This window comes from Asaia astilbis JCM 15831, from assembly GCF_000613845.1.
GTDB classification, from domain to species: domain Bacteria; phylum Pseudomonadota; class Alphaproteobacteria; order Acetobacterales; family Acetobacteraceae; genus Asaia; species Asaia astilbis.
Genome location: NZ_BAJT01000002.1, coordinates 88134 through 109716, shown reverse-complemented (window position 1 = coordinate 109716; position 21583 = coordinate 88134). Strand labels below are relative to the sequence as shown.

At 58.1% G+C, this 21583-nt stretch carries 16 protein-coding genes and 2 pseudogenes; 15 read left to right on the top strand and 3 right to left on the bottom strand.

The window, feature by feature from the left end:
* Positions 1–24: 24 nt before the first annotated feature.
* The 6 genes from JCM15831_RS21280 (at position 25) to JCM15831_RS22210 (ending at position 8955) form a co-directional block, all read left to right on the top strand.
* Positions 25–2088 carry a cellulose biosynthesis cyclic di-GMP-binding regulatory protein BcsB gene (locus JCM15831_RS21280; RefSeq protein ID WP_156938694.1) on the top strand — a complete coding sequence of 688 codons (2064 nt, stop codon included), beginning with the start codon at positions 25–27 and terminating at the stop codon, positions 2086–2088.
* Positions 2088–2486, top strand: coding sequence for a cellulose biosynthesis cyclic di-GMP-binding regulatory protein BcsB (locus tag JCM15831_RS19815; protein ID WP_232227952.1), 399 nt, complete (start codon positions 2088–2090; stop codon positions 2484–2486). The genes JCM15831_RS21280 and JCM15831_RS19815 overlap by 1 nt, the downstream gene beginning before the upstream one ends.
* The gene (locus JCM15831_RS19810; protein ID WP_084490504.1) at positions 2450–3544 is read left to right on the top strand and encodes a cellulose biosynthesis cyclic di-GMP-binding regulatory protein BcsB; all 1095 of its coding nucleotides are present in this window, start codon (positions 2450–2452) and stop codon (positions 3542–3544) included. Before JCM15831_RS19815 ends, JCM15831_RS19810 begins: the two co-directional genes overlap by 37 nt.
* Positions 3534–7256, top strand: coding sequence for a cellulose synthase subunit BcsC-related outer membrane protein (locus JCM15831_RS01930; protein ID WP_156938693.1), 3723 nt, complete (start codon positions 3534–3536; stop codon positions 7254–7256). The genes JCM15831_RS19810 and JCM15831_RS01930 overlap by 11 nt, the downstream gene beginning before the upstream one ends.
* A complete protein-coding gene (bcsD, locus tag JCM15831_RS15875; protein WP_025822321.1) occupies positions 7253–7684 on the top strand; it encodes a cellulose biosynthesis protein BcsD in 432 nt (143 codons plus the stop codon). Before JCM15831_RS01930 ends, bcsD begins: the two co-directional genes overlap by 4 nt.
* Positions 7685–8322: 638 nt before the next feature.
* On the top strand, positions 8323–8955 hold the full coding sequence (locus tag JCM15831_RS22210; RefSeq protein ID WP_232227940.1) for a metallophosphoesterase: 633 nt from the start codon (positions 8323–8325) through the stop codon (positions 8953–8955).
* 126 nt (positions 8956–9081) lie between these two features.
* Here the strand turns inward: JCM15831_RS22210 and JCM15831_RS15865 are convergent, their stop codons facing one another.
* Together JCM15831_RS15865 and JCM15831_RS01910 are read right to left on the bottom strand one after the other, a co-directional pair.
* The gene (locus JCM15831_RS15865) at positions 9082–10899 is read right to left on the bottom strand and encodes a Hint domain-containing protein (protein WP_025822319.1); all 1818 of its coding nucleotides are present in this window, start codon (positions 10897–10899) and stop codon (positions 9082–9084) included.
* 153 nt (positions 10900–11052) lie between these two features.
* On the bottom strand, positions 11053–11325 hold the full coding sequence (locus tag JCM15831_RS01910; RefSeq protein WP_025822316.1) for a hypothetical protein: 273 nt from the start codon (positions 11323–11325) through the stop codon (positions 11053–11055).
* A gap of 174 nt (positions 11326–11499) precedes the next feature.
* Here JCM15831_RS01910 and gyrB point away from each other — a divergent pair.
* From gyrB to JCM15831_RS19800, 3 genes and pseudogenes are all read left to right on the top strand, one after another.
* Positions 11500–13951 (top strand): annotated as a pseudogene (gyrB, locus tag JCM15831_RS15860) (DNA topoisomerase (ATP-hydrolyzing) subunit B).
* Positions 13941–14408: a DUF3108 domain-containing protein gene (locus tag JCM15831_RS19805; RefSeq protein WP_051528235.1), complete on the top strand. Its 468-nt coding sequence runs from the start codon at positions 13941–13943 to the stop codon at positions 14406–14408. Before gyrB ends, JCM15831_RS19805 begins: the two are co-directional and overlap by 11 nt.
* Positions 14396–14770, top strand: coding sequence for a hypothetical protein (locus JCM15831_RS19800; protein ID WP_156938692.1), 375 nt, complete (start codon positions 14396–14398; stop codon positions 14768–14770). Before JCM15831_RS19805 ends, JCM15831_RS19800 begins: the two co-directional genes overlap by 13 nt.
* A 49-nt stretch (positions 14771–14819) precedes the next feature.
* Here the strand turns inward: JCM15831_RS19800 and JCM15831_RS01895 are convergent, their stop codons facing one another.
* Positions 14820–15494, bottom strand: coding sequence for an HAD family hydrolase (locus JCM15831_RS01895; protein WP_025822314.1), 675 nt, complete (start codon positions 15492–15494; stop codon positions 14820–14822).
* A gap of 104 nt (positions 15495–15598) precedes the next feature.
* On the opposite strand from JCM15831_RS01895, the gene glmU reads away from it, so the two are divergent.
* The 6 genes and pseudogenes from glmU (at position 15599) to thiE (ending at position 21481) form a co-directional block, all read left to right on the top strand.
* Positions 15599–16966 carry a bifunctional UDP-N-acetylglucosamine diphosphorylase/glucosamine-1-phosphate N-acetyltransferase GlmU gene (gene glmU, locus JCM15831_RS01890; RefSeq protein ID WP_035773634.1) on the top strand — a complete coding sequence of 456 codons (1368 nt, stop codon included), beginning with the start codon at positions 15599–15601 and terminating at the stop codon, positions 16964–16966.
* Positions 16966–18788 (top strand): annotated as a pseudogene (glmS, locus tag JCM15831_RS15850) (glutamine--fructose-6-phosphate transaminase (isomerizing)). The gene glmU and the pseudogene glmS overlap by 1 nt, the downstream one beginning before the upstream one ends.
* Positions 18789–18818: 30 nt before the next feature.
* Entirely contained in the window at positions 18819–19790 is a 972-nt protein-coding gene (thiO, locus tag JCM15831_RS01880; protein ID WP_025822310.1) for a glycine oxidase ThiO, read from the top strand.
* 109 nt (positions 19791–19899) lie between these two features.
* Positions 19900–20124 carry a sulfur carrier protein ThiS gene (gene thiS / locus JCM15831_RS01875; RefSeq protein ID WP_025822308.1) on the top strand — a complete coding sequence of 75 codons (225 nt, stop codon included), beginning with the start codon at positions 19900–19902 and terminating at the stop codon, positions 20122–20124.
* Positions 20100–20873 carry a thiazole synthase gene (locus JCM15831_RS01870; protein ID WP_025822306.1) on the top strand — a complete coding sequence of 258 codons (774 nt, stop codon included), beginning with the start codon at positions 20100–20102 and terminating at the stop codon, positions 20871–20873. The genes thiS and JCM15831_RS01870 overlap by 25 nt, the downstream gene beginning before the upstream one ends.
* Positions 20870–21481 carry a thiamine phosphate synthase gene (gene thiE, locus JCM15831_RS01865; RefSeq protein WP_025822304.1) on the top strand — a complete coding sequence of 204 codons (612 nt, stop codon included), beginning with the start codon at positions 20870–20872 and terminating at the stop codon, positions 21479–21481. The genes JCM15831_RS01870 and thiE overlap by 4 nt, the downstream gene beginning before the upstream one ends.
* The last annotated feature ends 102 nt before the right edge of the window (positions 21482–21583 follow it).

Below are 21583 nucleotides of genomic sequence, written 5' to 3'. Positions count from 1 at the left end.
CAGCGGCTGCGCTGGGCTCGTGGAATGTTGCAAATCTTCCGTATCGATAATCCGCTGTTCGGTCACGGCCTCACTTTTGCGCAACGCCTGTGCTACTTCGCCGCTATTGCGAGTTTCCTTTTCGCAATTCCGAGATTGATTTTTCTCGTTTCTCCGCTCGCCTATCTTCTTTTCGATCAGACACTGATCGCTGCGTCACCTTTTGCGATTGCGATCTATGCGGTGCCTCATCTCGTGCACAGCATCCTGACATCGGCCAGAACGAACAAGAACTGGCGTTACTCGTTCTGGAGCGAAGTCTATGAGACGACCCTTGCTCCCTTTCTGGCCCGCGTGACGATCACCACGTTGCTGTTCCCGCGCCGGGGTAAGTTCAATGTGACTGAAAAGGGAGGCGTGCTTCATCGTTCCTATCTCGATTGGAGCGCCATTTATCCCAATGTTTATCTTGCGATCGGGCTCTCCCTGACATGGGGTTTCGGTGTCTTTCGTCTCTTGCACGGTCAGAACGATTCAATCGTCCGAAACGCCCTCGCCATGAATGTCCTCTGGATTTCGCTGAGTATTACAATTGTTCTGGCAGCAATTTCGATCGGTCGTGAAACGATGCAGATCCGAACGGCGCCACGGGTCGATATGGTCATCCCCGTTACCGTTCGCACAGATGATGGGCGTCTCCTCGAATATATGAGCGAAAACATGTCGCAAGGGGGGTGCTTGCTGCACGGAGAACCTGAGGAAAACGTGCTTCTGGAGAGAGATGCGCAGATCACGGTCTTCGTGGCGGATAGACACGAGACATATTGCCTTCCGGGGCAGGTTGTCCGGGCGGCGGACACTGGTGCTTTGGCGTTGCGGTGGAATGCGACATCCATCTTGCAGGAGGCGCAGATTGTGCGAGTGATTTTTGGCAGTCGTGATGCATGGGACAACTGGGCCGATTACCAGCCTGATAGCCTGCGGAGATCGATCATTCTTATCCTGCATAGCATCGTCGGACTGTTCAAGCCGGCCACCTTCAAGAGGCGCAAAATTGCGATCCCGGTCAAGCCTCGTGTCAGTCCGCCGACGATCCGACGGGCTGCGGTGCTCGTCAAACCAAAGGCGGGTCTGGTTCGGCTTGTGATTCTCTCCCTGGCACTCTTCGGTGTGTCAGGTGCCGCCTTTGCGCAGGAAAACCCTGCTGACCTGCCATTGCCCAGTGCGCTGTCACCCAAAGATGCCGCAGCTGGATCTCCCCCCGCCGCCGCGAGCCTTCCTGCAGCCGGTGCCCCCCCTCAGGCCGGATCGGCACCCCAGGGTGAGGGTGCCCTGACGCAGCCTGTAACGGACAATTCGACGGGAGCTGTTCAACCGGTCGCCTCTCGTGAAGAGCTCGAAAACGCGAGAACCACGTCATGGAGTTTCAAGCAGCTCGGAAGTGCTGACACCCTTGTCATGACACCTTGGATTCCCATTCAGGGGCTCAATTTCGGTATGCCCCCCTCTGAGGTGGTGACCTCAGCATCGCTATCTTTGATGGGATCCTTGTCGCCAGATCTTCTCCCAGAGGGAAGCGGAGTGACCATATTTCTGAACGATCAGTTCGTTGGTGTTGTCCATCCGGACAAGACCAAGCCTCAGTTCGGCCCTCTCACATTTCCGATCAATCCCCTGTTTTTCAGAGAGCACAATGTGCTGACTTTCCATTTCGCTGGGCAGTACACGCTAAGCTGTGGAGATCAGACGAGCTCAGTCCTATGGGCAAAGATTCTGGGTCAGTCCAGCATCTCGGTAACGTCGGCGCCTCTGCCCCCGTCGCGGGATCTTGCAGCGCTCCCGGCGCCTTTCTTCAATGAAGCGGTCCTGACCCCGGTGCGGCTTCCTTTCGTGTTGAACAATCACAGTGGCTCTCATGTTCTCGAAGCGTCAGGGGTACTTGCATCGTGGTTCGGCTCGCTCAGCAAGTATCGCGGGGCAAGCTTTCCGGTCCTGCGGCAAGTTCCTCCCTCCGGCAACGCATCATTATCGGAGTGGCGAGCGATGTCGGGCAGGAGTTCATCGGGCAGGAGTTCATCGGGCGGGAAAGCGTTACGGGTCCGACCGTGATGGAGAATGTTAACCCCAACGATCCTTTCGGGGCGGTTCTCATCGTGACCGGTCGGACTGATGACGAAGTTGAGGCTGCTGCACGTTCGGTCGCGTTCGGAAGCGTCGGCTTTCCACATGCTTCGCGGATTCTCGCACCGGCCATATCCCTTGCCGCGCGTCGTCCTTTCGATGCCCCTGGTTTCGTGACACGCAGTCAGCCTGTGCGGTTTGGCGATCTCGTTCCGCTCTCAAGTCTCCAGGGATATGGATATGTACCGGGCACGATTGCGGTGCCATTCCGTACCACACCCGACATCTACACCTGGCGTGATCACCCCCTGAACATCCACTTCACCGTGCGGGGCCCCTTGGAACCGAGATCGACAAGGCGCGCTCCCATGTCGACGTCAGTGTAAACGGCACTTACCTCACGAGCGTCTCGCTCGCCCCGCCCGCCGAAATCCCCGAATGGCTGAGACGTTTCTGGCCCGACGCCTCCCGCGCCCAGTCAGCCAGCGTTTCCATCCCGCCCTGGTCGGTTTATGGCGCCAATACGATTGGATTTTATCTTGAGGGTCGACCTCTTGGGCGTCGGGATTGCAGCGGCATGACGCAGGATCTTCGCATGAGCATCGATCCGGATTCGACGATCGATCTGACACGCGCGTACCATTATACCCAGCTCCCCAATCTGGCTTATTTCGCCAATTCGGGCTTCCCATTCACGCGGATGGCGGATCTGTCGGATACGGCGATCGTTCTTCCGGCAACCCGATCCGAGGGAACAGAAAGCGCCTTCCTCGACTTGATGGGGATGATCGGCAGCATCACTGAATATCCCGCTTCGGGTCTGACAATACTTCACAGCGATGCCGTATCTGATAGCGAAGAGCGCAATCTCATCATCATGGATACGGTCTCCTCGTCACAGGCTGTTGAACGTTTCCTGAAGGGGACGCCTTACCGGTTCACCGGCACGACCCTGAATTATGCGAGCTCACCTCTCCTCGAGCCGTTTCGTCTGATGTCGCGCAGTCTGAGTGGTAGTTCGGTCCGGGGTACTGAAAACCTCCTTCGGTCATTGAATACGACCACATCCCTTGGAGATGGCGGCGTCCTGATCGAGCGGCAATCGCCCTTCTCCCGGAAGGCCACGATGCTTCTGATGCTGAGTGAGAATCCTCAAGGGCTGGACCGCCTCATCCAGACCATGCGGGATCCGAAGCTGCAGCCTATGATCCAGGGCGATCTCTCGTTGCTCAATGCCAGCCATGTTCTGGCAACGCGTAACCTGCCGACCTACTCGATCGGTTCGCTTCCTTTCTGGTTCTGGCCCGATCTCTATCTTGGAGATCATCCGTTCAGGGTGATTTTCCTTGCCGTGCTCGGTATCGGTCTGGGCGTCCTGATCCTGTTCCGGGTGTTAACCTCCCACGCCAAGCGTCGGGCCAAGGAGCTCCGTCGTGACAAATAAGACCCTATGGTACTCAACGGTGGCTGTGCCTGCGATGCTCTGCGTGCTTATGGGGCAGGCTCTTGCCGCACCGGACAGCGCAGTTTCAGCGCAGGGCAAGGCCCCGACCTCAACAGCCGGTCCGCTGGTTCAGGAAACGGAGACCAGCCGTATTCTGACGGCTGTCATAAGGCGAGCCCGTTACTGGTTCGATCACGGACGGATGGATGATGCGCGGATCGCGCTCAACCAGGCAGCCTCACTGGCGCCCGATAATCCCGAGGTTCTTTCTCTTCAGGGGCAGATGAGCCTGCGTGATGGAGACGTGGCTGGCGCCCGCAAGATCATGAAGCATATTCGTGATCAAAATGGCGACCCCGATGCAGGCAGCTCACTCGACACGGAGCTTCAGGAAAGATCGGCTCCCGGAAGCGACATACAGAACGCTCGCGAACTGGCGCGCAAGGGTGCGACTGTTCAGGCTGCAAACGCTTACCTCAGAACCTATCCCGACCGCCCCCCGGCACGTTACGCACTCGAATATTATCGGACCCTGGCCGGCGTGCCCGAGCAGAGAAGCAGGGCCCAGGCAGGGCTGGGCAAACTCGTTTCCGGTGCCCCCGATAATATCGAGTATCAGATCGCCTATGCCCAGTCTCTTGTGTGGGACGAGAAGACACGCGTTTCCGGGATCGGGCGTCTTGTTGCCCTGTCCAAACTGCCGGGACTCAGCGAGGTCCAGAGAAGCGATATCGGTAAAACGACACGACAATCGGTCCTCTGGCTTCCGGCCAATGCGTCCTCAACCGCCGTTGTCAGTGATTATCTTGCGGCTCATCCCGAAGACAAGGACATTCAGGCCCTACGAAAGCGGGCTGCACCGGTCATTGCGAGACCCGAAGAAATCGCAAGGCAAAAGGGCTGGGATGCTCTGCGTGCGAACGATCCGGTTGCTGCGGAAGGTGCTTTTCGTGAAGCCTTGGGGCGATCCCCAAATGACGCCGATACGCTCGGGGGACTTGGCATTGCCCTGCTTCGATTAAAGCGTGGTCCTGAGGCCAAAGCCTATCTGGATGAGGCGATGGAGGCTGACCCTGCGACTGCCGGGCGTTGGCGATCTGCGTCAACGGGAGCCGTCCTCAGCGATACCTATGCAAAAGCCAATTCGCTCTTTGCGAATGGACGCTATGCCGAAACCCTTGCTCTTATCAATCCCCTGATCGCCCAGTCCCCGCAGCAAGGCTGGTTACGCGCAATGCGCGCCGACATTCTGGCACGTACAGGTCGCCGGCAGGAAGCGATCGATGCCTATCGTGCGCTTCTCAGAGAGGAGCCACGGAGTGTCAGCTATCGTGAACGGCTCATCCGTGCCCTGCTGGAGGAACATGATTACGCTCAGGCGCGTAGCCTGCTCAATGAAAGCCCGGTTCCGAATGCGCAGCTCAGGGCCTTACTTTATGACACCGAGGCTGGACAGGCACCGACACAGGCAGAGCGCCTGAATATTTTGCAACAGGCAGATCGCGACAACGCACTTTCTACCTGGACCCGACTGCATTACGCTCAGGCGCTCCTCGCGGAGAACCGACGCGCCGATGCCGAACAGGTAATGGCGCCTCTTCTGGACGCGCCATCAGGAAGAGATGTCTCTGCGCTGCAGGCCGGCCTCTTCTTCGCGGCACAGACGAATGACGCACAGACAATCCGGCGTTTGAAGTCGCTTCTTCCTGCGCGGGCTCTCACGCCCGAGCTTGCGGCCGTGCTGCGCGCAGCGTCCTTTCGTGAGGATGTTGCAAGCGCCCCTGCCGATCGAGATTCTGCGAGATTTTATTTCGCTCACTTGCTCGATCAGGGCGATCCTGAGGGGAGTCTGGCTCAGCAGGCTGCGACAGCTCTCTATGACCGGGGCGACGCAGCTGGTGCCGCGCAATTGCTGGATATGCAGCTGGCGCAGGGAGCGGCTCGGCTGACGGTTGTTCAGAAACTCGCTTATGCCGAGGCCTTCTTGCATATGCACGATCTCGAGCGTGCTCGTCGTCTGAGCGCCTCGGCGAAATCGGTGACCCTCACGCCTGATGAACAGGGCAGGGCGAAGCAGCTCGATAATAATCTGGCCATCGCAACCTCAGACCGGCTCAATGAAGCGGGTAACCGGGCAAAGGCCTATGAAGCCCTCGCTCCGGCCTTGAATAGCGAACGACCTCCCGTTGCCGCCAATCTCGCCTTGGCGCGTCTTTACAGCTCGGGCGGTCAGCACGCTCAGGCTCATCAGATCGCGCTTCAGGCCGTTGAACACGACCCTGCAGACCTCGATGCGCGGCTTGCACTCATCGAGACAGCGATTTCGATGCATCGCTATGCTGAGGCGAGTGGCTATCTGCAGCAGATGAATGCGATAGCGCCGACAGATCCACGGAGCTGGTACGCGGCAGCACTTCTCGACAGGGCGCGCGGGAACACGCGGGCCGCTGTGCGTGAACTGGCTCAGGCGCGGCTGCTCAGGATCGAACAGCTCACACCGAGTCAGAATGTTGCCCTCCGCCGGAATAATCCCTTCGCGTCGGAAGACCTTACGCCGACCTCAAACGAGACGGACCCGTTCGTACGTCGTGTTGACGGCGATCTGACCCAGATCAGCGATGCGCTGGCGGCATCCGTCAACATTACGCCCGGCATCGATACGCGGTCCGGCTCCGGCCTCAATGGATTGAGCAACGTGAATGCCGAAATTTTCGGCAGGTTGCCGCTCGGTGGAGGCCATCTTACCTTATCTGCAACGCCGACCTTCCTGAGTAGTCGGTCCTATCGCACAGGCGATGTAGAGGGGCCTTTGGCGATCGGGTATAACGCTCTGAACTCGACGATTTCGGGAGCCCCGCTGAACCAGACATCGCCCTTCAATGCTACCGGGATCGCCGTTGGGGCATCTTATGACTGGCGTTGGCTCGCGCTCGATGCGGGCTCTTCGCCTCTGGGTTTCGCGGTCAACAACATTCTCGGTGGTGGCAAGATCTCACCGACGATTGCGCGCAATACCGTGCTGAGCGTCGGTGTTGAACGCCGGTCCGTTGAAGATAGTATCCTTTCCTATGCGGGTCTCAAGGACGCCTCGGGCGCCACATGGGGCGGCGTCACGCGTACTCGCGTCTACGCCCAGCTTGCCTATGGCGATCGCGATGCTTCCCTCTATGTCAGAGGGGGAGGTTCCTATCTTGCTGGACGTAACACGCGCAGCAATACGGGCTATGAGGCGGGAGCCGGTGGGCAGGTCAAGGTATGGAATGACGCCATCAACAAGATCCATCTTGGAATGGATCTGACGTGGTTCGGTTATGAGCGAAATGAGTACGCTTTCAGCTTCGGCAATGGCGGGTATTTCTCTCCGCAGAATTTTGTCGCCTTCACCTTTCCGGTCACCTATTCGGGGTCTTACAAGCAAGTGGACTGGAGCTTGATTGGACGGGCGGGATATCAGACCTATCGTTCCAACCGGGCAGAAACCTTTCCGAACAATCCAGGTGACCAGGCGCTCCTCGCCAATGTGGCACCGCTCTATGCTTATCAGGCTGGCAATTCCGGTAATGGTTTGACGGGCGGTATCAATGGCGTCATCGATTATCGGATGACACCAAACCTGAAGCTCAGCCTCAATGCCGATTATCAGCGTGCTGGGCCTTGGAATGAAGTCAGAGCCTTTGTCTCTGCCAAATACAGCTTTTTGGGGACGAAATGACCGCGCCTGATTACTCCCTCTTTCTGCACGCGCTCGCGACCGAACTCGATCTACAGGCAGGCCCTGAGGAGCGCGATGCGCTTTTGTTCAGCGTTGGTCATCGTCTCTCAACAAGGCTTCCACTGCCCAGCTGTGAGACGACGGAGGATTTCGAGCTCGAATGCAATGCGCTTCTCACGCTTGTCGGCTGGGGACGGGCTCAGTTGAGATTATCTCACGAAACGCGCAGCCTCTATCTGGACCTTACCGGAACGCCTCACATTGGGTCGCTGGGCACGCCTTCGGGGCAGTGGTTTGCGGCGGTGTATGCTGGCGTTTTCACAGGTTGGTTCCTGCAAAGCGGAGAGCCCGTCAAGCTTCAGCTCGATCGCGACGCGTCAACCGTTGACACACTGGTCTTTCTCGTGGCTCCGAACGAGATTGGCTGATTCTCCTGAGGGCAGATCCATTCGGTAACTTGTCTCCTCTCTGACTTAAGGGGCATCGTCTTCTCAGAACGCGTCCGCAGCTGCCTCCGTGGGAATTGTGAGCGCGTATTTTCTGAGCCGTCCGATTCAGAGATCAAGAGGAAGCAGTCATTGATGCGTTTAATCATTCCAGGAGTGCTGCTCTCAATTCCTGTCCTCAACTGGCTATGGCCGCTCCCATTACCAATGACTGTGCGATTGGTTGTGGGAGTGTTCTTCGTTATTGCCGCGTTCTACCATCAATGGTGCCGCCTCTCTTCGGGCTCGGTTCTCGCGCCTGAGATGCCTCGTATCATTGTCATCCTGTTCAACTGGGCCTTCGGCGCGCTTCTCTTTCTGACAGTGCTGCAACTTGCGACTGATCTCGTCTCGCTTGTGATCGCTGCGATCAATTGGCAGCCGCCTCGGATCAATCCCGCCATGCGGGTCACCGTGGGGGCAATCGCTGCTCTGCTCTCCGCGATCGGGGTTCACAATGCGCTCCGTGTGCCTCCTGTCCGTGACGTGCATGTCGAACTTCCCGGACTTGGCAAGGGCTTCGATGGCTATACGATCCTTCAGCTAAGTGATCTCCATCTGACCACGCTCTTTCCTGCGAAATGGGCCGCCGCTGTGGTGCGCGGGCCAATGCAACAAAGGCTGATCTCATCGTCATCAGCGGTGATTTTATCGATGGTACCGTTGCCAAGCGGCGGGCTGATGTCGCCCCCCTTGCAGAGTTGCGAGCAAAAGACGGCATTTTCGCGGTTCCGGGTAATCACGAGTATATTTTCGACTACGGCGCCTGGATAGAACACCTCCAAAGCCTCGGTATGGAGATGCTTCTCAATCGGCATCACGTCATTGCACGTGGATCAGAGCGGATTGTGCTCGCCGGTGTGACCGACAGGGCCGCTTCGAGCCATGGCGAGGCTCCTCCGGATCTGACCCTGGCCCTCAAAGGGCGACCTGACTCCGCCCCTGTCATCCTGCTCGATCACCAGCCCTCCGGGGCTGGTGAAGCCGCAAAGCAAGGTGTGCTGCTGCAGCTTTCTGGCCATACCCATGGCGGTATGATCCTGGGTCTGGATCGGCTGGTGGCCCGGGGCAATGCAGGGTTTGTCTCTGGTCGATACAGGCTGGGTGCCATGACCCTTTACGTCAGCAATGGGACCGGCCTGTGGCCAGGTTTCGCGCTGCGTCTCGGGAAAGGGTCCGAGATGACACGTTTTCATCTCAGAGCCGTTTCATGAAAAGGGTTGCTTGACGGTCTCGAAGTAACGCTCTGCTGAGCCTCAAACAAACTCCTTGGGGCCTAGCGCTCCATCGTGGCGTATCGCCCGCTATGGAGTTGCACGATGCGTTCAGAGGTGGCGGTGTCAGGCTGTCAGGGCCGTCAGTGCGGGTTCTGTTCGATCCAGGAGATAAGGGCCTGCCGATTTGATCTCGATGGCGAGAATGGCCAGACAGTTTGGCTGGCGTTCACCCAGAGGTAACTCGCCGAGACCGGAAGTCCATCGTGCGCGGCCGTTCTCCCCATCGTTCCAGCCGACAAGATCGGCCGTCTCCAGATGGGTTGTAATAAGACGGAACTGCTCGCTCTCGAAGATGGTAATGTCGCCAACGAGGACCCCCAGAAGGCGTCGGTCGTCCACATAAGGGCCAACAACGTCACAGGGACGGCTCGCATTGGACGCGATGCGGACACTCTCGATCCCGGAGGGGACCATGAACATCACGCGGTTCTTGTCCTTTCGGGTTGGGCGAATGATTATCCCCGTCTCGGTCCGGAGATGAAGCGCCGCATCCTCGGTTTTGGCAGGGGCTTCAAAGTGATTTGCCACCCCGATTGCCTCGGCGCGTGACATCAAGTGCTGAAACACCGGTTCGACGTCCTCTCGCAAGGTCGTCAGAGGAGCCGCTGCATCATCCCAGCTCAGATTGCGCGACGGAGTGAAGAGCACAACCTTGCCATTCTGAGTGAATGATCGACGATTGCCTGTGTCGAGATAGCTCTCTGTGAAGAGACCATTCGCCCTGACCACCGAGTGTTCTTCAGTTTCGATGTGATAGTAGTCGTAGGACGTGATCGTGGTGTCGTAGAAGATGGAACGTCCATTTACCAACATGCGGGCAGGAACGAATTTGCCGTCGAGAAACAGGCAGTGCTCGGCTGTCACCAGCAGATCCTGGGAAGGTACGCCCTCAGCGAAGGCATTCTTGAGAATGCGAACAGGATAATCGGCCTCATCTAGAGAGAGATGCGGACGAACAGCACAGTGGGCGCGACCCGTCCACATCACGGGGCGAATAGTGGCGACCCCGTCGACATACGCAATGATCTCATCGCCAATTGCCAGATCTTCAACCGGCTTCTCTCCATCGACAGTCTGGATGAGGCTGCCTGCAAGGAAGCATGTCAGAACAAGATAGACGTCTCGACCCACGGACTGAGTCGATGCCTCAGGCTTGGCAGTTCCAGAGAGATAAAATTCTTCAAGAACGAGCAGTCTCCGCCCCCCTGAAAGGACGGTCAGGGTGTGGCTGCGCGTGTCATAATGCGTGGTCAGACTGGCGTTGGGATTAAGATCACGGTCGTAGTTTATCTTGATCGTGCCGCCATAGACGTAATTCCTGATCGTCACCGTTTGCATGTCGTCGTTTTCGTTCGGACCGGCAATGATCAGAGTGCTCTTCGGGTTCTTGTTGAAGTCGAATACGACGCCTCTATTGTTCGACAGATTTCCTTTGAGGTCGACGGTGCCACCGTCGATGAGAATGTGTGCCGAGTTGAGATTTGTCGTACGGTTCGCTGTAAATGTTGCGCCCGTATTGACGGTTATCCGTGAGGTGTTGAGATTTGTCGTTCCGTTGACGGTCAGATTGCCGTTGAGAACAACGTTGCCGCCATAGGCGTTGGTGAAGTCGCCGTTAACGACAATTGACGATCCGCGATCAACAACCACACGTGCGCCATTCAGATTGAATGATCCGCGGAAAGTGGCGGTCGAATTATTGGAGACCTGATACGTCGCTCCAGAGCCGCCACCTGCAACCCTATCGTTCTGTCGCCCATTTCCGTTGAAGCTGCCGTACGATCTGCTCGAATTCGTTACGTAAATATCGTTGTACAGGGATGTTTGACTCGAACTCGGAAGATTAACGTTCTGGCCTGTCTGCGGATAAGTGTTCGACATTTCGAGTCTCTCATTTGTGATGTTACAAATGTTAACCGTTAATTATATGTTTTCAAATTAAAAACGAGATACTATTTCATCATGTTTCCGGATCAAATGAATAACGATATTTAACGGTCGGTCTTATTTCGAACCCACTCTGTACGGGATGGGTCATGCCCTGCTGTTACCTTCTGGAGTCTGCTCGAAATGCGATATCTTTGCTCTCATTCGGCCTGTGCTCGGATGACGTAAAAAGCCGTCATCAAGACTGCCGGTCGCAATTGGCAGTGTCGGGAGGCGGTTCGGTCCATCGCGCACCAGAGTGGTGGCTGGGTCGAAAAGCGAATGCTGCGACACAAGTTTTCCTGCCTGTTCATTCAGACTTGCTTGAAGATCAGGGACATCTCCGGCGGCTGAAAGCGCGATCTCGCCGAAGGTCGTCACTGTCGTAGCTGCAGGTCAGGAATGATAAAGGAGCGTTGAGGGTGGAGCGGGTGGCTCTTGCTCTGCGGCTTGGGCCTTCGAGGCAATTCGTCAGTCAGGCCGTCTGTGCCCTAGCGGCAGAAGAGGAGAGGGGCTATATTGACGGCTTGTTGCGAGTAGGAGCGTCACGCCAGCATGTCCGAACAGATCCGTCCGACCGAGTTGCCTGAAAACCAAGCTGACGATGCCGATTACGGCGCTTCTTCCATTTCGGTTCTCAAGGGGCTCGATGCGGTACGTAAACGCCCAGGAATGTATATTGGCGATACGGATGATGGCTCGGGGCTCCATCACATGGTGTTCGAGATCATCGATAACGCCGTTGATGAAGCCCAGGCGGGTCACGCCACGCGATGTACCCTGACCCTCAACGGCGACGGATCGGTGAGCGTGCGTGACAACGGACGCGGTATTCCAACCGACATGCATGAAGAAGAGGGCGTGAGCGCGGCCGAGGTCGTGCTGACCAAGCTTCACGCTGGCGGCAAGTTCAATCAGAACTCCTATAAGGTGTCTGGTGGCCTCCACGGTGTCGGCGCGGCTGTGGTCAACGCGCTCTCCGAGTGGATGGAAGTCCGTATCTGGCGTAACGGCACAGAGCACTTCATCCGGTTCCAACATGGTGAGCGCGACGACGCCCTCGCGGTTGTTGGAGACAGCAGTGAGTCTCGCGGGACGCTGGTGACGTTCAAACCCAGCAAACAGACTTTTACGAAGGTCGAGTTCGAATTCGCCATTCTCGAGCGCCGCATGCGCGAACTGGCGTTTCTGAATTCAGGCCTTGAGATTGTTCTGCGCGACGAGCGTCATGCAGACAACAAGGAGGTGGTGTTCTGCTTCGAAGGCGGTCTGTGCGCTTTTGTTGAGTATCTCGACGCCAGCAAATCCTCCATCGTGTCGCCCCCCATCATCGGCTCCATCGATCATGCCGAGAGCGGTATCAAGGTCGAGTTCGCGCTTACATGGAATGACAGCTTCCATGAAACGATGCTGTGCTTTACCAATAACATTCCGCAACGCGACGGTGGCGCGCATCTGGCCGGGTTCAGGCAGGCGCTGACCCGCATTGTTGGCAAGTATGCCGATAATGGATCATCAAAGAATTCGGCTGCTCTGACTGGCGAGGACATGCGCGAAGGCATGACGGCCGTGCTTTCGGTCAAGGTGCCCGATCCCAAATTCTCGTCCCAGACCAAGGACAAGCTTGTGTCGTCCGAGGTGCAGCCCGTTGTGCATATGACGGCTGCCGATGCGATCGGTCATTGGTTCGAGACCCATCCGCGCGAAGCCAAGGCGATCATCGCCAAGGTGAATGAGGCCGCCGCTGCCCGTGACGCTGCCCGTCGGGCGCGTGAACTGACTCGCCGCAAGGGCGTGCTTGATGTGTCTTCCCTGCCGGGCAAGCTCGCCGATTGTCAGGAGCGTGACGCAAGCAAGGCCGAACTCTTCATCGTCGAGGGTGACTCTGCAGGTGGCACGGCAAAGCAGGGGCGGGATCGTCGCTTTCAGGCCATTCTGCCGCTCAAGGGCAAGATTCTCAACGTTGAGCGTGCGCGTTTCGACCGTATGCTCGGATCGGCTGAAGTTGGCACATTGATCACGGCACTCGGCACCGGGATCGGTCGTGGCGATGTGGATCAGGGCGGTTTTCGATCGAAAACTGCGCTACCACAAGATTGTCATCATGACGGACGCTGACGTGGACGGATCGCATATCCGGACATTGTTGCTGACATTCTTCTTCCGCCAGATGCCCGAGTTGATCGAAAAGGGCTATCTCTACATTGCTCAGCCGCCCCTCTATCGTGCCAAGCGAGGCAATGAGGAGCGTTACCTGAAGGACGATGCGGCGCTTGAGCAATATCTGCTCGATAAGGCCCTGGCGAATGCGTCGCTCACCCTGACCGATGGGACGGTGCTCGAGGGGCAAACGCTCATGGAGCGCGTCAAGGCAATGGGTCAGGTCGCCAAGACCCTCGCTGCCCTCGCGTCCAAAATTCCGGTCTGGGTGCTCGAGCAGGCCTATGTTGCTCGTGCCCTTTCTCTGGGTCATGACCGGGCCCAGGAGCGTGCCCCCGTTCTGCAGGCCCGGCTGGACGAAACTTCACCGGCCAACGAAAGAGGCTGGATCGTTGGCCCGACCGAAGAGGGTGGACTACGCCTTGCGCGTACCGTCCGGGGCGTGGGTGAAGTCTATACGCTGGATGCGGCGCTGCTGAGATCAGCAGAGGCGCGCTGGCTCTCCGGAGACGGGAGCCGGGTGGCCGATGACTTCCAAGGCTCAACCAAACTCTCTCTGGACAGTTTGAATCTTGAGCTCACCGGCCCGTCAATGGCGTTTGAGCGCGTGTTGCAGCAAGGCCGCAAGGGTCTTGCCATTAACCGCTTCAAAGGCCTTGGCGAAATGAATAACGAGCAGCTTTGGGATACCACGCTCGATCCCGCTACGCGTATCCTGCTTCAGGTCCGGGTGGGGGATGTCGAAGATGCTGGACAGGTCTTCTCCACGTTGATGGGCGATGTGGTTGAGCCGCGGCGTGACTTTATCGTGGGCAATGCTCAGAAGGTCGCCAATCTTGACGTTTAAGGCGTTAGGGGCGGCCCTGTTCGTCAGCGCTGCGGCTCTGGGTTTCAATGCAGCCAGTGCAGCAGACCAGCCTCAGGCGTCAGCAGGTGCCAAGGCTGTGGGCGCGGGACAGACGACGGCTGTTTACCGTGTCTACAATCACGGTATTCATGTGGTCGATGCCACGGCCGATTATAATCTGACCGATCTGGCTTACGGCATACGCACGACGTTGCATGCGGGTGGATTTCTCAGTGTTTTTCTGAGGATGGATATCCAGAGCACGGCGCAAGGCCATTTCGAGCAGGATCGCGTCGAGCCCATCGAGTACGAGAGCAAGGGGTACTCAAGAGGCAAGCACCGCAGCGTGGTCCTGCATTACGCCAATGATACGCCTCAGATCGTGGCACTGGATCCTCTTGAGAGTGATCGCGAACCGGTGCCACAGGCCGACTGGGGCATGCCGTGGATACGTTGAGTGCCATGGCGCTTCTTCTTGAAACCGTGCGCCGTACGGGAAAATGCGAAGGTAGCGCCCATGTTTTCGACGGGCTGCGCCTGAGTGCAATGACGTCTCACGGACCTTTCACCGGGGATGTGCCCACATCTTATAGTCAGGAGTTCAAGGGCCCAGCGTTGCGTTGCGAGTTTGTCGGCCAGCAGGAGGCCGGTTTCATCAAGGACTCATCCCATCTCGAGGTCATGAAGGCACCCCATCCGGGAGCGGCCTGGTTTCAGGATCTGCCGGGAATTGGGCTCACTGCGGTGAGGGTTGAATTCGAGCATCCCAAGCTCGGCAAGATGACCGCCGTTCTCGATCACCTACCGAGCGTTCAGTAACACAAATTCATGCCGAAGGTCTTTTGACAGGCCCTCGGCGTTTTCATGATCAGTCAGCTCCGGAAAGATCATAAATGAGACGCGGCACCTCCGCCATGTTTCCGGCGATTGCGGTCGCATGATCTGCCATGGCACGATCACCATATCCCCAGCTGGCAAAAAGAGATGGCATGGGAACAGCTCTTGCTGCGCTGATATCGTTTCGATGATCACCGATCATGATTGCGGTGTCTGTTTCGGCGCTGACCATGCCTAACGTCTTTCGGATATGATCCGGGTCCGGTTTACGCAACGCAAAACTGTCTCCGCCACCGATTGCGTCTATGAGGGCCGAAAGACCCAATTTTTCGACAATGGCTTGAGCCGCTTTGGCTGGCTTGTTCGTACAGATGACACAGGCGATGCCGCGGCTGCGCAAGAGCGCGAGGGTTTCTTTCGTTTCAGGAAAAAGCGTCGTTTTGAGTGTTGCGCGAGGCTCGTAAAGTTCCAGAAACCGTCGCGTTGCCTCGTCGCGATCAATGCTCGCTTCGTTTCCGCCATGCGCCAGCACCCGATCGACCAGCCGACGTGCACCGTCGCCGATCATGGATCTGATCGCGTGCTCGTCGGGTGGGCTCAGATCGTAGGAGCGAGCGAGCTCGATCGCGCTCTCGGCAAGGTCAGGCAGACTATCGATTAGAGTGCCGTCAAGGTCGAAAACGGCGCTTCTAAGTGCATTATTCAACAGGGTTTTCCTTCGGCTGGAGGGTGATGCAATAATCGGCAACCCGAAGTGACAGGAATGCCGTTTGACAGGCCTCGGCCGTGTTGGCTACGCCACGTCATAGTATGACATCATCATCTTCCTCCGACGGCCAGACCGTCCGCCATCACAAACCCACGACCGCCGTCATTCTCGCGGCAGGTCTCGGGACACGCATGCGCTCCTCTCTCCCGAAAGCGCTGCATCCGTTAGGGGGGCGACCAATGATCGCCCATCTTATTGAAACAGCGAAAAATATTTTCGATCGGATTGTTGTCGTGGTCGGTCCCGACATGGCCGCTCTTGAGGCAGCAGCAGCGCCCTGGCCCTGTGTTGTCCAGAAAGATCGTCTGGGTACGGGTCACGCGGCCAGAATGGCGGAAGAGCTTTTTGGCGAGGGGGACGTCGCGATCCTCTATGCCGATAACCCGCTGATCACGGAACAGACAATGCGGGATCTGTTGGAGACCCGCCGCGCACAGGGAACAATCCTTTCGCTTCTCGCAATGTGCCCCTCTGACCCAGGTCGCTATGGACGTGTCATCGTGCAGGAAGGCTCGGTCCGCGAGATTATCGAATGGAAAGATGCGACCGAGGCCCAGCGTGCCGTGACCCTGTGCAATGCGGGTGTTCTCTGTGCCGATGCTGTAGCTCTGCGTCGCTGGCTGGCTGCTCTTCGAAATGATAACGCACAAGGCGAGTATTATCTGACCGACGTCGTTGCTCAGGCAGCGAAGGAAGGCGAGGTTCATCACGTCGAAGCGCCTGCTGAGGAACTGGCAGGAATCAATTCGCGCGCCGAACTGGCTGGCGCTGAAGCCAGTTTGCAAAAGCGCCTGCGTCTGGCGGCGATGGATGCCGGTGTCACCCTCGTCGCTCCGGAGACCGTCTTTCTAAGTGCCGATACGGTTTTCGAGCCTGATGTGGTTGTTGAGCCGAATGTGGTTTTCGGCCCCGGTGTGACGGTCCAGAGCGGGGCCCGTATCCGAGCCTTCAGCCATCTGGAAGGATGTGTTGTCGGACGTGAGGCGCTGATCGGTCCCTATGCACGTCTGAGGCCGGGCACTACCTGCGGCGTCGCCTCGCATGTTGGTAACTTCGTGGAGCTAAAGGCGACGCAACTGGGAGACGGCGCCAAGGCCAATCATCTCACCTATCTGGGGGATTCGACGATTGGCGCGCGAACCAATGTCGGAGCAGGGACGATCACCTGCAATTATGATGGCGTCTTCAAGCATCGCACGATAATCGGCGAGGATGTGTTTGTTGGGTCGGATTCCATCCTTGTGGCTCCCCTTGCAATTGGCAACCATGCCCTTATTGCTGCCGGCAGCGTGATCACGAAAGACGTCGAGCCAGAAGCTCTCGCCTTGGGGCGTGCCACGCAGATCAACAAGAAAGAACGGGGGCGTCTTCTGAAAGAGGCCCTTCGTGCGAAAAAGGAACAGCGCTGATGTGCGGAATCTGTGGTGTTGTCGGGCATCAGAATGCTACGCCGCTCGTCGTCGAGGCGCTGCGTCGCCTCGAATATCGCGGGTATGACTCAGCCGGTATTGCGAGCCTTGTTGACGGCCAGATTTCAAGAAGGCGCGCACCCGGAAAGCTCGACAATCTTCAGGCTCTGCTGGATGTGCAGCCCCTCACCGGGGTAACTGCGATCGGGCACACCCGCTGGGCGACCCATGGCCTTCCGAACGAAGCCAACGCACATCCCCACGCGACGGGTCGCGTCGCGATCGTCCATAACGGGATCATCGAGAACTACGAGGAACTCAAGGCTGAGATGCTCGCGGTCGGACGTCAGTTCACGTCCGAGACCGACACGGAGTGTGTGGCCCAACTCGTTGATTTCTATCTCGATCAGGGACTGTCGCCGCGAGATGCCGCAAGCAAGGCGCTTGGTCGTCTGCAGGGTGCCTATGCCATTGCGATGATTTTTGCCGGGCATGAGGGGCTGATGATTGGCGCACGACACGGTGCCCCTCTTGCCGTCGGCTTCGGCGAAGGAGAGATGTTTCTTGGCTCCGACAGCCTTGCTCTGGCGCCCCTTGCAAGACGCATCGCCTATCTCGATGACGGCGACTGGTGTGTTCTGCAGCCGGATAGCGTGGAGTTCTTCGACGCGACAAATCAGCGCGTCCAGCGTCCTGTCCAGACAATTGCCCTGATTGCCGGAGCCGTCGGTAAGGACGGCTATCGCCATTACATGGAGAAGGAGCTGCACGAACACCCGGTGGTGATCGGTCAGACCCTTCAGCGCATCATCGACCCGGTCACCCGTGCCATCAACCTGCCGGACTTCCCGTTCGACATGGCAGAGTTGCCGCGCGCGGTGATCACGGCGTGTGGATCAGCGTTCTATGCCGGGCTCGTCGCTCGCTACTGGCTTGAAGCCGAGGCGCGCCTGCCGGTCGATATCGATGTGGCGTCCGAGCTGCGTTATCGCAATCCGCCGCTGACGCCCAGAGGCATGGCGCTCATGATCTCGCAATCAGGCGAGACCGCCGATACTCTGGCCGCTTTGCGCAGCTTCGTGAACGGCAGCAGCACATCGTATCCATCCTCAATGTCGAGGGAAGCACGATGGGCCGTGAGAGCGACGTTGTACTGGGTATGGTGGCTGGACCCGAGATATCGGTTGCCAGCACAAAGGCGTTTACCGCGCAGCTCTCGGTATTGGCCGTTCTGACCATCGCCATCGCGCGCGCGCGCGACACCATGTCGCCCAAACGCGAAGCCGATCTTCTGGCCAGCCTCCTCGATCTGCCGTCACGCGCAGCCGAGGTCTTCTCTCGACAGGGCGCCATTCAGGATATGGCGACATCGGTCGCGGAAGCGCGTGACGTCCTCTATCTTGGTCGCGGTATCTGCTTCCCTGTCGCTCTTGAGGGCGCTCTGAAGCTCAAGGAAATCTCTTACATCCACGCCGAGGCCTATGCCGCAGGTGAGATGAAGCACGGTCCGATTTCCCTGATCGACAAGGACGTGCCGATTGTGGTCATCGCGCCGTCGACCATCCTGTTCGACAAGACCCTGTCGAATATCCAGGAAGCAAAGGCTCGAGGCGGCCGCATCATGGCCTTCACTGACGAGAAGGGCGCGGAGCGCTTGAGTGGGATTGCCGAACATATGGTGATCCTGCCCGACGTGGATCCGTTTGTGGCGCCTATTCTGTACACCATTCCGGTGCAGATCCTCGCCTATGAGGTGGCCTTGCGTCGCGGCACAGATGTGGATCAGCCGCGCAATCTCGCCAAATCGGTAACCGTGGAGTAACCTGTCGCGGAACAGACGAGGGGTAGTCACATGGCGGGGTCGGGACCGACGATACTCATCCAGGGAGGCGGGGTCTCCGGTCTTGTCACCGCTGTCACCCTTGCCGAGGGCGGCGCGCGGGTCACGCTTTCTGAAGCTGGCCCTCGTATCGGAAGCGGTGCGTCGTGGTACGCTGGAGGGATGCTGGCCCCTTGGTGCGAAGCAGAGGCAGCTCCCGCTGAAGTTACCCGCGACTCACTACAGTCGCTCTCCTGGTGGGCCGACCATGTGCCGGGCGTCGTGCGTAATGGTAGCCTCGTCGTCGCTCCGCCTCGGGATCAGGTCGAGCTCTCGCGTTTCGGCAGGCGCACCAGCCATTTTGAAACTCTGGGTAGCGCGCGCATTGCCGAACTGGAGCCCGATCTTGAGGGGCGCTTCGACCATGCTCTGTATTTTCCGGAAGAGGGGCATGTAGATCCCCGTTGTGCACTCTCCGGTCTCAGGGAGCGCCTTCTGACGCTCGGGGGAAAGATCAGGCTCGATAGCTCGGTGAAGGACGGCTCTTTCGATTGGGTGATCGATTGCACAGGGCTCAACGCACGCGAGACGGAAACGAACTTGCGTGGCGTGCGCGGGGAGATGATTCTGGTGCGCTGTCCCGAAGTGACGCTGCATCGGCCTGTGCGCATGTTGCATCCTCGCATCCCGATCTACATCGTTCCGAGGGCGCAGTCAGTTTTCATGGTGGGCGCGACGATGGTCGAAAGCGATGACAGCCGTGAGATCACAGTGCGGGCTATGAGTGAATTGCTCAATGCCCTTTATACACTGCACCCGGCTTTCGCAGAGGCTGAGATCATCGAGGCCAATGCCGGGGTTCGCCCCTCTTATCCCGACAATGTCCCTCGTGTGCATCGTGACGGGCAGCGCCTCTCGGTCAACGGCATGTATCGTCACGGATTTCTGCTATCGCCCGCCAGAGCAGCGGAAGCCGCGGGGATCATATTTGGCGACCAGGCCTGAACTTTTTTAAGGGCGGGGGTGTTTAGCGGTCTCCTGTGATCGTATCTCCCTGCACGGGCGATTGCCTTGGGATCGTGCTATATCTGAGTCTGAAACAGGGAGATCCGCCATGGAGATCATGGTCAATGACGAGAGAACGCGCATTCAGAGTGGCGTTCTCTCCGAAGCGCTCGTCGAGCTGGGCTATGGCGAGGCGAAAGTGGCGACCGCGATTGATGGCGTCTTTGTGCCACGCTCTGCCAGAAGCACCCGGATACTGCGAGAGGGCGAGAAACTCGAGATCCTCGCGCCGATGCAGGAGGATAAGTCATGCGAGTCTATGGAACAGAGCTGACATCTCCGCTTATGCTGGGGACGGCCCTCTATGACAGTCCGGCAATCCTGGCTGAGTCAGTGCGGGTTGCGCGGCCGGGTGTCGTGACAGTTTCGCTGCGTCGGGAATCTGCTGGCTCGCAAGCCGGGCAGGCCTTCTGGGAGTTGATCCGCGGGTTGCAGGTCCCCGTGCTGCCTAACACAGCTGGCTGCCACACGGTCCGTGAAGCGATTACCACCGCCCAGATGGCACGTGAGGTGTTCGGCACAGATTGGGTCAAGCTCGAGGTCATCGGTCAGGGCGATCTGCTTCAACCGGATGTCTTCGCTCTCGTTGAGGCCGCGCGGCTTCTGACCGAGGAAGGGTTCAAGGTCTTTCCTTACACGACAGAGGATCTCGTGGTCGCCGAGCGGCTTTTGCGGGCAGGGTGTGAAGTCCTGATGCCCTGGGGCGCACCGATCGGGTCGGGCAGGGGACTGAATAACCTTTTCGGACTACGCGCTTTGCGCGCGCATTTTCCGGAAATTCCCATGGTGATCGACGCAGGGATAGGACGCCCATCTCATGCGGTTACCGCTTTTGAGCTGGGATATGATGCCATTCTGATCAACACGGCTGTGGCCAAGGCGGGAGATCCGGTTGGAATGGCGCAGGCCTTCCATCTGGCGTGTGAGGTCGGAAAACTGGCTCGCGCAGCGGACCCGATGGAGGCTCGCGACATGGCCGTTCCCTCAACGCCTACTCTTGGAAAGGCAGTTTTCGCCTCATGACTGGTCTACTTCCTTCTCCCATCTACCCCGTTGTGGATCATCCCCGCTGGATCGAGCGTCTCGGAGCGGCCGGTGCCCGGTTCATCCAGCTGCGTCTGAAGGATCTGGATTCAGAAACTTTGCGCGCTCAGGTCATCGAAGGCCAGGAGGCTGCGGCACGGCATAACGTGCGGTTGGTGTTGAACGATTACTGGGAGCTCGCCCTCGAGCTCGGCATCGATTACATCCATATCGGGCAGGAAGATCTCGATACGGCCGATCTGGAGCAGATCAGAGCGGCAAGGATTTCGTTTGGGATTTCGACCCATTCGCATGAGGAGCTGGATCGGGCGCTTTCGGTCGAACCGGACTATGTTGCGCTCGGTCCGATCTGGGAGACGAAGCTGAAAAAGATGATCTGGGGACCGCAAGGCGTTGAGAAACTGTCCGAATGGCGCCGGATCATCGGCCCAGCCATGCCGCTGGTCGCCATAGGCGGCATCACCAAAGACCGGGCAGCGTCTTGCCTTTCTGCTGGTGCGGATAGTGTCGCGGCTGTGTCCGATTTTATCGCTTCAGCAGATCCGGAGGCGCAGGTTTCAGAATGGCTCAAGGCCTGTTCGAGCTGAAATGATGTAATATTTCTCTCGGAATTGAGAGCTCGCCCTCGCCTGAGGTTGAAGCTTCGCGTATAGAGTACCGACGAAACAGGAAAAGATGGAGAATACCCA